The organism is Streptomyces sp. NPDC017246, from assembly GCF_044331325.1.
Taxonomy (GTDB): Bacteria; Actinomycetota; Actinomycetes; order Streptomycetales; family Streptomycetaceae; genus Streptomyces.
This window is the reverse complement of the sequence record NZ_JBIRMW010000004.1, coordinates 145,939-158,252: the sequence shown is the minus strand read 5'-3', so window position 1 is coordinate 158,252 and position 12,314 is coordinate 145,939. Positions and strand designations below refer to the sequence as shown.

General features: G+C 74.1%; 7 protein-coding genes. All 7 read right to left on the bottom strand.

All coding sequences use genetic code 11. The features are described from left to right. Window position 1: 1 nt before the first annotated feature. Window positions 2-991, bottom strand: a complete 990-nt coding sequence (locus tag ACH4MY_RS11490) for an ABC transporter ATP-binding protein (protein WP_398000908.1) — start codon at window positions 989-991, stop codon at window positions 2-4. 82 nt (window positions 992-1,073) lie between these two features. After that, the gene (locus ACH4MY_RS11485; RefSeq protein ID WP_398000905.1) at window positions 1,074-2,171 is read right to left on the bottom strand and encodes a metalloprotease; all 1,098 of its coding nucleotides are present in this window, start codon (window positions 2,169-2,171) and stop codon (window positions 1,074-1,076) included. Continuing rightward, window positions 2,168-3,262 carry a lantibiotic dehydratase C-terminal domain-containing protein gene (locus ACH4MY_RS11480; RefSeq protein ID WP_398001659.1) on the bottom strand — a complete coding sequence of 365 codons (1,095 nt, stop codon included), beginning with the start codon at window positions 3,260-3,262 and terminating at the stop codon, window positions 2,168-2,170. The genes ACH4MY_RS11485 and ACH4MY_RS11480 overlap by 4 nt, the downstream gene beginning before the upstream one ends. 152 nt (window positions 3,263-3,414) lie before the next feature. Then, window positions 3,415-6,279, bottom strand: coding sequence for a lantibiotic dehydratase (locus ACH4MY_RS11475; RefSeq protein ID WP_398000903.1), 2,865 nt, complete (start codon window positions 6,277-6,279; stop codon window positions 3,415-3,417). 13 nt (window positions 6,280-6,292) lie between these two features. Beyond that, complete coding sequence (locus ACH4MY_RS11470) at window positions 6,293-7,921, bottom strand: nitroreductase family protein (RefSeq protein WP_398000900.1); 1,629 nt, start codon at window positions 7,919-7,921, stop codon at window positions 6,293-6,295. A gap of 41 nt (window positions 7,922-7,962) precedes the next feature. Continuing rightward, complete coding sequence (locus ACH4MY_RS11465) at window positions 7,963-10,002, bottom strand: TOMM precursor leader peptide-binding protein (RefSeq protein WP_398000897.1); 2,040 nt, start codon at window positions 10,000-10,002, stop codon at window positions 7,963-7,965. Further along, a complete protein-coding gene (locus ACH4MY_RS11460; RefSeq protein ID WP_398000894.1) occupies window positions 9,992-12,244 on the bottom strand; it encodes a TOMM precursor leader peptide-binding protein in 2,253 nt (750 codons plus the stop codon). The genes ACH4MY_RS11465 and ACH4MY_RS11460 overlap by 11 nt, the downstream gene beginning before the upstream one ends. Between the last annotated feature and the right edge of the window lie 70 nt (window positions 12,245-12,314).

The following is a 12,314-nucleotide window of genomic DNA, read 5'->3' as shown; positions in this document are numbered from 1 at the left end:
ATCACGGCTCCGTGGTCTCGGCGTTCGGGTGGCCGGAGCGTCCGGCACCCGAGAGGCGGGCGGTGAGATCGAGGTAGACGTCCTCGAGGCTGGCGGTGCGGGTCTGCACACCGTCGAGTCCGGCGATCCGGTCGACGGCGGCGAGGACCCGTCCGGCCGCGTGGGTCTCCAGGACGAGGGAGCCCCCCTCGACGGTGACCCGTTCGACGCCCTCGATGGCCGCCGCCCGCCCCTCGTCGAGCCGGCCCAGGGGAAGCATGAGGCGGCTCGGGGCGCGCGAGGCGCCGACCAGACTGTGCGGGGAGTCGGTCACGGCGATCCGGCCGTCCACCAGGATGGATATCCGGTCGCAGAGCGCCTCCGCCTCGTCGAGGTGATGGGTGGTGTAGACGATCGTGCGGCCCTCCGCCTTCAGCCCCCGCAGCACCTCCCACAGGGCGCGGCGGGCCTGCGGGTCGAGGGCGGCGGTCGGCTCGTCGAGGAAGATCAGCTCGGGGCCGTGGACGAGGGCGGAGGCGATCGCGAGGCGTTGCCGCTGCCCGCCGGAGAGGTTCTCGACCTGTACCTTGCGCTGCTCGGAGAGGCCCACGGATTCGAGGGTGGCGTCGACGGCGCTCCGGGGGGCTCCGTAGAGCGCGGCGACGGTGCGCAGATGCTCGACGGCGGTCTGCCGGACGAAGAACGCCGAGCTCTGGGTCTGCACGCCGAGCCGGGGCAGCAGCGCGGTGTTGCGGGGCCAGGGCGACTCGCCGAAGAGGGCGACCGTACCCGTGTCGGCCCGGCGCAGCCCCTCCATGATCTCGATGAGGGTGGACTTGCCCGCACCGTTGGGACCGAGCAGACCGAAGAACTCGCCCCGGCGGATCTCCAGGGAGACGTCGTCCACCACCCGGCGGTCTCCGTACCGTTTGGAGACCCCCTGGACCTGGACGGCGGCGGTCGGCGAACCGCCGACGGCGGATGTGGTTGGCATGGCCTGTACCTCACTCATGTGGTGCGTGGATCCTTCTGGTCGGGGAGTGGCGGGGGAGCGGACGGGAGAGGCGGGGAGCGGCGTCCCTGCGTCCGCCCGGTCAGCCGAACAGGGCGAGCACCAAGGCGCAGGTGGCCGTCGCGACGAGGAGCACCAGGACCGTCGAGCCGATCGCGTACGCCGTGTAGATCCGCCGGGCCCGCACCGGATAGTCCGCCGCCTCGGCCGCGCCGCCGCGCCGCAGCGCCAGATAGGTCCGGGTCTCGGGGGCGAGATGGGCGGTGCCGAGAGCGTGGCCGAGCATCCGGTAGCCGTCGAGCGGCGGCAGCGGTACCAGATTGCTCAGCGCCTGGACGGTGCCGAACACCAGCAGCCCGGCGAGCGGCGTCCGCTCCGGTGCGCCGGCGGGGAGCAGGAGCCACCAGACTCCGAAGGGCAGCAGGAGCACCATGTTGAGATGGGCGCCCGCCCCGGCGATCACCAGCTTCGCCCGACGGCCGGGCAGGAAGAGGTAGTTGTCGACCGTGCAGTAGAGCAGCGCGGCGGGGAACCGCCAGCGCAGGCCGATCTCGGCGACGTGGCCGCCGTAGTGCTGGGCGGCGACGCCGTGCGCCAGCTCGTGGAGGGTGATGCTCAGCCAGAGGAACAGGGCGACACCCATGAGCGCGGCGGGCTGCCGGACCAGCTCGGCGGTGTCGTCGAGCAGGACGTCCGACCGCCACGCGAGCGCTCCCAGGAGGACCGGCACGGCTGCGAGGAGGGGGAGCTGGACGGTGGGGCGGAGCACGGGACGCAGGACGCGGTGGAGCCGAGCGGTGGTCGCGTCGGCGTCGGCGACCATGGGCCGGGAGCCGCGCCACAGGGTGTCGGGGGGTTTCGGCGCGGCTGCCGGGGTGGGCGGATCGGGTGCGCCGGCCAGCAGCCCCCGCGTACCGAGGAGGCCGAGGAGCCGGTTCCAGTGCTCCTCGCCGAGCCGGCGGCCGAAACGGTCCGCGTACGCGGGCGCGACGTCGTCGAGGTTCCGTGTCCCGTCGAGGAGGGAGATGAGGAAGTACTCCTTGACCCCGACCTCGAACGCGGCCCCGGACAAGGGGTGTCTGACGAGATGCACGGTGCGGGGGCCGCGGAGCAGGGGCGGGCCGAGGAGCACGCCGGACCGGAGCGCCGGACGGTAGGCCCGCGCCGAGGTGGCGGTCATTCGTCGGCCGCCTTCGCCGCGAGGCCGTCCGGCGCGCTCACGGAGACGTCCGCCGCCTCCACCGCGAGGCCGTCCGGCGCCCCGGCGTGCGGGTCCCTGAGGACCTGGCCGAGGACGAAGGCCAGATAGGCCTCGTCGCGGATCGTCACATGCAGCCGGTTGTTGGTCATGTGCATGTACGGGGAGAGCAGCCGGGGCAGCACCGCCGGCACATGGGTGAGCGGCTCCATCGGCACGGCGTCGGCCGGCTCCGCGCGCACCTGCCCGGTGTCCTCACGGGCGGGGCCCTCCCGGACCGGGAAGACCAGCTCGCCCCTGATGGCCAACTCTTCAATACGGCCTCGAAGCTGAAGGCAGTGTTCCGCCCAGCCACGCAGGAAGGAGGGGAGCCGCCCCAGCTCGCCGGTCGCGACCGCGGCCCGGACGGCGGCGAAGCGGCGGCCCAGGGCGGGCGCCATCTCCGTGTAGTTCCGCTCGTACTCCTTCGAGCCGATGAACCCGGTCCCGGGGAAGGCGCGGTGCCAGAACTCGTAGTATCCGTCCAGGTAGTCGGCGAGCCGGTCCTCCTCCGGCAGGAAGCAGCTCGCCATCACCATCATCAGCTGGGCGGAGGTGCCGAGCAGGACCGTGCGCAGGTGCAGGTTCATGGTGCGGAAGGCGTCGACGACCAGTTCGCTGGAGTGGCGGAAGTGCCACTCGGCGAGCTCGACACCGGCCGGACCGCCGTACTTGGCGTACTCGGGGGCGTACGGCTCCTCGCTGAAGGTGTTGTTCGGCCGCAGTCTCATCCTGCCGTCGTCACCCATGAAGCGCCCTCGGTCCTCCCCGGGGAACTCTATGTCGAACAGGGCGTTGTAGAAGTCCTTGAGGAAGCCGGCGTCGACCTCGTACAGGGCGGGACGGCTCCTGAGGAAGGCGGTGAGCGCCTCCTCCGCCCGGCGTCGGACCTCGGGGGCCGCCGCCTGGCTCGCGGGCCGCAGCCGCAGCCGCACGTGCGGGCCCTCCAGCCAGTAGTTGATGAAGAAGTGGCCGGTGATCAGCCCCTCCTCGGTGAGCCGCGCGACCAGCGGGCGGACGCAGTCCACCAGCATCGGCCGGGGACTGGCGGCGTAGAAGACGTGCAGTGCGATCCACGCCCCCGGCTCCCGGGGCGCGGAGCCGGGGTGGGCGGAGGAGGACGCGAAGGAGTGCGGAGGGGTGGAGGAGGGGGCGGGGGCGGACGCGGGGGAGGAGCGGGGGGAGATCAGTTCCGGCATGTCGGGCCGTCCTCGGTGCGGTGGCGGGAAGTGAAGGTCTCGACGGCCAGTTCGGCCACGTGCCGGCCCTGCGCGGACGTCAGGTGCAGGGCGTCCTCGGCCGGGAGCATCTCGCGCAGCGTCACCCCGGTACCCGGCTCCCGGTCCACCAGGGCGTCGAACGCGGTCAGTGACAAGGGGCTGTCGAAGTCCACGTACACGGGCTTGGCGCCCGGCGCCCGCCGGCCGTCGCGCAGCACCGTGGCGAAGACCTGGTCGGGCAGGCCGTGCGCGCGCCGCCAGCGCCGCCACTCCAGATACCAGGAGGCCTCGTCCGTACCCGGGCGGCGGACCGGCAGCACCGTGGCGTCCGCCGTCCAGCTGCGGCGGCTGAGGACGATGTCGCCGTGCACCACCCGGGGTCTGCGGGTGACCCCGTCGACGGCCGGCCCTTCGGGCACCCCGCCCCACACGTCGGTCGGCGTCATGGTGCTCGGCGACAGGAGCAGCAGGGTGCGGGGGATCTCGGGCAGGGCCACCGGCACCAGATAGCCGAGGTAGACGGGCACGACCTCGCGGTCCAGTCGGCGCGACCGCAGAACGAGCCGGTCGGCCCGCTCGTCGTGCTCCAGATACAGATCGTCCAGCTGCAGCCTGGCGTCCTCCGGCACCGTGGCCGTCTCGCCGGGACAGACGATCTGATGGTCCGTCATTCTGCCGTGCAGATTGAGGTTGCTGGTGACCGGACCCCCGGTCAGCTCGGCGAAGACCGCCCCTTCGGGCTGTCGAGCACGCAACTCCGCACGCAACTGCGCAGAGAGATCCGCCCCTTCGGGGACCCCGGGGCCCGTCACCTCGTCGTACACATGGGTGAAGCGGCTGAAGGGGAAAGCGAGTCCGCCGTAGGAACGGTTGAGCACCACTCGGCGCCGGGGCTCCGCGCCGCCCGGGGAGGGAGGCGGGGAGGGCAGGGCGATCTGGAGGTGATGACTCTGCGGCACGAAGTCGCCGAGGAGCGAGTCCAGTTCCGCCGACACGGCGGCGAGCAGGTCGTCGGGCAGGTGCAGTTCGTCGTCGGTGCCGTGACCCTCCCACAACGCCCGCATCCCGGCGACGAATCGACGCCGCGCCTCGTCCAGACTCCGCAGCTCGGGGCGGCCCAGCCAGTTCTCCTCGGGAACGTACTCGCCGTGCTCGTCGAACGCCGTGCGCTTCCCCGTGAACGAGACGTACTGGTCGAAGACGTCCTCGTGGAAGTCGTGCACGAGGCCCAGCAGATCGTCGCAGCGCCCGCCCCGCCCGTAGCGGGCCACGAAGAAGCCGTGCAGGGTGATGCGGTGGGGCAGGGTGAGGTCGAACATCGGCAGCACACCCTCGACCGCGCGCAGCGCCCGGCCCGTGGCGCCCGCGAGGAGCCCCGCGTCGCAGCGCAGATCCCGGCCCGCGCCGACGTCCTCGTAGAGCAGGGTCCGCGGCAGGGTGGGCTCGGCAGACCCCAACTCCCTCTGGACATCGAGCAGTCGTGCGCGCAGATCGCGCAGCAGGACGCGCCGTTCGGCGAGTCCCGCGGCCGGGTACGCGGCAAGGAGGCCGACCGGACCGTCCAGGGCGTCCGCGACGGAGTCGGCCCACGGCGCCGCCAGGTCGCGCAGGGCCCACTGGAAGGAGCGCAGCGGGTCGGGGCTGTGCACATCGGTGCGCAGACACGGCACCTGGACCATGCCGAGCTGGAGCAGTGCGGCGGCGTACCGCTCGCACTCGGCGGCGTCGGCGCCGTGCTCGGACCGGAGCCAGGCGACCAGATCGCGGTGCCGCAGCCCCGTACGGTTCCCCAGGAACGCGAGCAGCCGCTCCAGGGTGCCGCTGCCCCGCAGGTAGAACAGCCGGTCGCGGACGGAGTCGAAGGTGACGGAGGCGTCGTCGTCGCCGCTCGTCACCCACTGCCGTACGTAACGGATCCGGTCCTCGTCGCGCCCCCAGCCCGGGGACAGGACGACGGGCAGGTCCTGACGGCGCACGGGATCGGCGAGGATCAGCTCGGCGAGACGCCCCAGGGCGACGACATTGAGTCGCACATGACCCGTCCACTCCTCCCCGATGCGCACGGAGGCGCCGCCTTCGTCCGGGCCGCCGTGGAAGACCCCGGTCGCGACCGGGGTGAACGTGCTGAACGGGCTGGTCTTGCAGGCCGTGCGGTACAGATACGTGAGCGCCGACCGCTCGATCTTGCGCATCCGCCTGCCCGGCTCGACGCCCGTGACGGAGCCGGTGCCGGGGTTCGTCCCGATGCTCGTACCGGCGGTCGTACCGGCGCTCGTACCGGCGCTCGCGGTGGCGAGATAGGCGTCGAGCCTGCCGTCGAGCGTGGGCGAGGCGAGGAGCAGCCCGCGGCGGAACCGCTCCTGGGACAGTGCCGAGCGCAACTCGGAACGTGCCGAGCGGAGTTCCTCCGCGAGGACGACGGGGCCCCGGGCGAGGAGGTCGCGATGCCGGACACGCTCGTCCAGCCACGCGGAGACGCGGGCACCGGCCGACGCATCGAGACCCGTCACCAGCCGTACGGAGGCTCCGGGGTCGGCCGGCAGCCGGTTGTTGAAGATCTGGCGACGCAGGGAGAGGAGCGCCCGGCGAGCCTCGTCGCCGTCGGCGTCGGCGGCCTCGACCAGGGAGTGCAGCGTGTCGCTCAGGGCGGCGCCCCCGGCGCCGAGCCGTTCCTCCCCGGCCAGGACCTCGTCGGCCCAGGCACGGGTACGCGGGCAGCGCAGCCCGTGCACGGTCTCCACGGGAAGACCGGCGGCCCGCAGCAGGAAACGCCGGCCCACCTCCCACGAGGCGGGGCGCGGGCGTGCCGTTTCGGTGGTCGTCAGTGTCATCGCGGATCTCCCCTCAGGCGATCTCGTGGCGGAAGTCGGCGGGCCCCGGGCGCTCGTTGCCCAGCGGCATGATGAGCAGGGGAGCCTCGGCGGTGTCGCGCAGACCGAGCCTCTCGACGAACGACACGTTGTCGAAGCCCAGAGCCACCCCCGCTCCGAGCGACAGGGCGGACGCCGCGAGGTAGAACGTCTGCGCCACCGCGCCCGCCGTGCCGACCGCCAGCCGGTAGCCACGGTCCCCGACCGCGTCGAGGACCGCCGAGGTCCGCACCGTCGGCACCAGGACGACGCCCGCCTGCTCCAGGTTGTAGTTGGCCAGGAAGTAGTTCTCCTGGAGGAACACCCCCTGCGGGCCCGGGACGACGAGCGAGAGATCGCCCGCGTCCGGGTCGTAGACGTACGCGCCGGGCGGGATGCCCGCGACATGGTTCACGAAGGCGTACAGGCGGACCTGCCGCGGCGCGCCGTCGGGAGCGGCCTCCCCGCCCAGCGAGGTGGCCGCACAGGCCGCCAGCACGGCGGACAGCTGACCGGGCGTCACCGGTCGCGCCGCGTCGAAGCGGCCGAAGCTGCTGCGCCGGCTCCGCAGGACGTGGCGGACCGGCACGTCGGGGAGGACGGGAGCGGGCAGCGCGACCCGGGTGCCGCCCTCGGGGACGGGGCGGGCGGCCGCCGCGGCGAGGGCCCCGGGCGCGGGCCGGTCGCCCGCCCCGGCCACCGTCGCCGCGTGCATCGCGAGCACCGTGGGGAACCGGACGACGGTACGGGACCGCTCGACGTCACGGTGCCGCACCGCCGGGTCGGGGCCGGTCACCTCCGCCGTGCGCGGCGCGGCAGCGCCCTCCCAGCGCAGCGGTACGACGGCGAAGACGCTCTCCTCCTCGCCGACGGCGCCGAGCAGCCCGTTCAGCCGGGGCTCGTCGAACCACAGCACGGGCGCGGTGCGCAGCCCGTGCGCGGCGGCCCAGATCCGCCAGGTCTGGACGAGCGTCCCCACGTCGGTGCAGACCACGTGATAGCCGAAGCTGTTGTACTTGAACGCGGTCTGCCAGTACTTCACGCCGAGGAGCAGGTACTGGTCGGTCTCCCGCGCCTCGGCGGGCGCGTCCGCGCCCAGCGCCTCCCGCACCCTGTCCGTCACGTCCCCGGTCAACAGCCGCTGTACGGCATGTCGCTGGACGTCGTAGTAGTGGATGCCGGGGGTGAGCGGTCCGGACGGACCCGACACCCAGTGGACACCCACCGGATAGAGTCCGCCACCGCCCGCCGTACCGCGGGACCAGTTGGCATGGGTGTGGAACGGCAGCCCGGACAGGTCGCTGTTGGCCTGGACGCCCAGTCGGCGGCCGGTCAGGCCGTACGAGTCCTTGAGCATCGCGGACAGCAGCGGCAGCGTGAAGCCGCGCTCCCCACCGGACCCGCGCTCCCCGGACCCGTCGGCCTCCGCGGTCGTGGGGAGGAGACCGGTACGGGCGGGCGCGGCGGCGAGATCGTCCCCGTCGGGCAGGGCGTAGGACTCGGCATCCGGGTAGAACTTCCCCCTGCGTGGGCCGTCGGGCCAGTCGGGGACGAAGTCGGCGGGTTCCATCGGGACGCGGCCGCGGTGCAGCACGGCCTCGGCGTACTCGTGGGCGTACCCCATGGGGGTCGTCTCCTTTCGGACGGCGTGCGGGAGGTGCGCCGCTACGGGAAGGGGTGGGGTGCGGGGTTGAGACCGGCGGCGCCCAGGGCCGCACGCATCCGGGGCATGTGCCGGGCGCGCTGCCGGGACCAGCCGAAGTCGATGGGAAGCAGTCCGGGCACGAGCACCTTCACGGTGTGCAGCCCCAGGGCGCGCTGTTCGGGCAGCGTCTGGTCGACGACCACCACGTCGAAGCCGGCGGCCGTCACCGCGCCGACCGCGCGCAGCAGGTCCTCGCGCAGATCCGGGGCCACGGCGGCGCCGCGGGAGTCCGGCCACACGATGTCGGAGACGGCCAGCGGCGGACGGGGCTCCGGCTGCCGCAGCAGGAAGTCGGCGTGCCGCCCCATCTCCGGGACGCCGTAGACCAGGGGATGGTCGTGGAGGGTGGTGACCCGGCTGAAGTCCGCGGCCATCACCCGCAGTCGGGTCTCGTCGCGCCGGGTCCGGCCGACGAGGTTGACGGCGTCGGTGGCGATCTCGCAGAGCGCCGAGTCCAGGGCCGACTCGGGGTCGAGTCCGGCTCCGGCCCCGAAGCACATCCGGCCCACACCGCCGTCGACGCGCTCGGCACACGCGGTGACCACCGGCACGGGAAGATCGCTCCGGGTGTCGAAGAAACGGGCCCGGTAGCCGTACATGGCCAGCCGGTCCACCATGTGCCGGGTGCTCGCCCGGACGCTGGTGGACGGGTCGATCTCGCGCAGCGGGACCTGCCCGTACCAGGCGAGCAGGAAGGCGTCGCGCTCGATGACCTCCATCAGCCCGAAGTAGACGGCCTCCTCCGTACCGCCGCCCGACGCGCAGCCGTTGGAGCTCTCCTGCACGAACCGGTTCTCCAGACCCGGCGCGTGGTAGTACGCGAGGATCTCCGGCACCGCGCGGGGCTCGGAGTCCCGCAGCGACCAGCCCCACACCCAGGGGATCTCCCGGTCCGTGGCGAACGGCCGCACCCGCGGGTTGTCGCGGTGGAACGCGTCCGCGTACAGACCGGTCTCGCGAGGGTCCACGGCAGCCGGTCCGAGCGCGTCGAGGGACGCCGTGAGACGGGCGGTCCGGGTCCGGGCGCGCATTCCCGCGTACCGTTCGAGCCCTTCGAGGACCCCGATGCGCTGGCTGCGGGCGAAGGTGTCGGAGTGGCCGCCCCAGAAGGTCTCGCGCAGGTACTCACCGGAGCGGGAGGAGAAGCAGCCGACGGTGGCCGACGTGGTGGTGGAGGCCACGTCGCAGACGACGGAGGGGCCGATCGCCCCCCAGTGCGGGTTGGCGAAGGCGTCCACGGGCAGCCGGTAGTCCTCGATCCGGCGGACCCGGAAGACCCCGGGCCGGTACTTGGGCGCCGGCCGCAGCGTCAGGGCGGCCGCCTCGGCGGTGTCCGCGTCGGGCGTCCCGCACGAGGGGCACTCCGGGTCGGGCACGAGCGGATGGCTCCGTACGGTCATCGCGTCCAGGTCGAGGAGATGGACCACGGGATACGGACCGGGCCGCGGCCCCCGCTCCGCGAGCCCCGCCACCAGGGCGGCCACGGCGGTGGCGGCGAAGGCGACGCCGTACGGCCAGTCGCCCGCCGCCCGGGTCTCGGCCCCGAGCTCGAGGCCCTCGCGCAGCGGCACGGAACGCACCCCCTGCCAGCGTCGCTCCAGACAGGTCGAGCAGCCGCTCGTGCCGTCGGCCGCGGGCCACGGACCGATGAGGACCTGATGGCCGTAGAGATGTACGGGGAGGGGGCGTTCCGGCGCGCCGGTCGACGAGCGGCGGGACCCCGGCCCGTCCGGCGCGACCGTTTCCGCGTACGCGTCGCCGACACCGAGGGGGGTGACGGTCGGGTCCGGCTCCAGGCCGCCCGATGCGGACCCGATCTCGTCCAGCGCCGCGCGGAGGGCGGCCTCGAACCGCAGGGAGTCCCCGGCCCGCGCGGACGCGGCGGCCCGTGCGGAGGCCTCGGGCTCGGTGGTGGTCGCGGCTTCCGGCGGAGCCGCGGCGGTGCCGTCCTGCGGAGCCGCGGCCGCCGCTCTCGGTGGGGCCGTGCCCTCAGCTCTCATCGGAGGCCGCCCGGGTGAGCAGCACGCGCACGGTGTGGATGCCCGCGGACGGCAGGTCGGCGGCGTGCGTCGGGACGACCAGGGCGTCCCGGCCCGCGGCGGCGAGGCGCTCCAGGACCCGGGTCCACTCCACGGGCGCGTCCGGCCCCGGAGCCGCCTCGCTTCGCGTGACCGGTACGAGCGCCGCGTCCAGATCCCGGAGCACCGGATCGCCGTCGTCGGTCTCCACGCCCTCCGCGGCCAGTTGAGCCGCCCCGAGGAGGTCCCGCACCGCGTCGACGGCGGCCGAGGTCAGGTCCAGGGCGGCGCCGACCGCCCAGCGGCCGGCGCCGTCGCCCGTCGTCCTCGCCAGCACGACGGAAGCTCCGGAACGTGCCCGCTCGCCGAGGTCGAGAAGCTCGGCGGTGAGGCCGAGCAGGCGCGTGGACCGGAGCAGGAACGTCGTCTCGGGGTCCTCGCCGAAGACCTCGGGCGCGATCGCGGCGACCTCCGCGGAGCCCCGGACGGCGCGGCGCAGGGCGTCGTGGGCGAGCGCCGACAGCAGACCGGCCGCCGCCGCCTCCGGCAGGTCCGTCCCGGCGCCCGACCCGGCCCGGGTCGGTTCGAAGCGACGGTCGGCGTTGTCCTGCCCGAAGGGACGCACGGCGCCGGAGGGCACCCGTACGGCCTCCTTGGTGATCAGGGACACGGCCGGGGTCCAGGAGGCACCACCACCGGTGCCGCCCGTTCCCGACGCGACGGTGAGCAGATCAGGGGCCACGGCCGGGAGGGCGTCGAGCGGGCCGGTCCGGGCGGCGGCCGGCACCACGTGTTCGGCGTAGACCACCGCCGCCGCGTTCAGTGCCCGCAGCCGGGCCCCGGCGGTGTGGTGCACGTCGAAGGCGGTGATCGTACGGGTGCCCCGCGCGCCCAGCCCGAGGACGACCGAACCCACCTTGAGGGGAGTCTGGGTGAGCGGCTCGTCGGCGTACGACGTGAAGACGCCGGTGAACGGGCGGACGAGCGCCGAGCGCCGCTCCAGTGCGGCGAGCGGCCCCTGGGCGGCATCGTCGTCGGGGGCCGTGGCCACCGTCGGCAGGAACGCCGGGCGTGCCGGAGCCGACGCGAGGTCGACCGGTTCGGGAAGGCCCGCGGGGGAGGAGCAGAACGGGCAGCGCGGGTGGGGGAGCAGCGGCTCTGACGCGACGTCTAGGCTCGCCATCGACTGGACGAGCACCCGGTCCCGGGTCTCGGCCGGCAGCGCCCCGGTGACCAGGCGGAACACCTCGTATCCCAGCAGGTTCCCGAGCATCGCGGCGAGCGGGCCGGCCGGCTGGGCCCCGGGCGTGCCGGTGCCGAGCGCCAGGGCGCTCCACAGGGCGGCGGCGTCCGAGGCGGCCGTGCCGCCGGCGCCGAGCCGAAGGGCGGCGCAGGACCAGCAGGACGCCGAGTCGGGGGTCATCGTCGGGCCGACCACGGCCGAGCCGCCGAACGTCCAGGCGGGCAGCAGCATGCGGCCGCGCGGCACGCCCTCCCGCAGCAGCGGCAGCACGACGCCCGGCACGCCGGGCCCGGCGGCGGCCACCACCACGTCGTACCCCTCGTACGCCGCCCAGCCCTCACGGTCCCCGCTTCGGCCCGCGTCCGGCCCCGCCAGCAGGGGCAGCGCGACGGGGCAGCCCTCCTCGGACAGCGCGGCCGCCTCGCCTCGGACGGCCGCGAACTCCTCGCGCGTCACTCCGCCGCCGCCCTCCCCGAGGGAGCGCTCGACACCGACGGTGGCGCAGCCGTTCCGGATCAGGGACAGCACGCACCACCGCGCCACCGGACCGTCGCCGACGACCGCGACCCGGGTGGCCCGGAAGCGGGCGAAGCGGGTCTCGGGGGCGTCGCCGTAGTGGTCGATGTAGGCGATCTGCCGGGCGAACCGGTCCGAGACGGCCGGAGGGACCGCCGGTGGGGCGGCCGGCTCCTCCGGCGCCGGGACGGGACGGGCGAATCCGCGCGCGTAGAGCGCCTGCACCAGCTCGCCCACCATCGCCTTCTGGAGGTCGCCGAACCCCCGGCATATCTCCTCGACCGCTCTGCTTCCGTCCAGATACGGCACGAGGAGGGTGGCGAACCGGTAGCCGGACTTGGCGGTGAGCTGGAAGCCGCCTTCGGCGTTGTGGAAGATCACGCCGCCGGGGGTCTGGGTGAACAGGACATCGCGACGGACTCGGGGCCGGGTCGCGGCGATCTCCGCGTACGACGTAAGGGTCATGCGTGCGTCACACCTCTCGTTGCGGGCGAGATGGAGCCCGGGGTGGTGGGCCTGCTGCTCGGGATGGTGC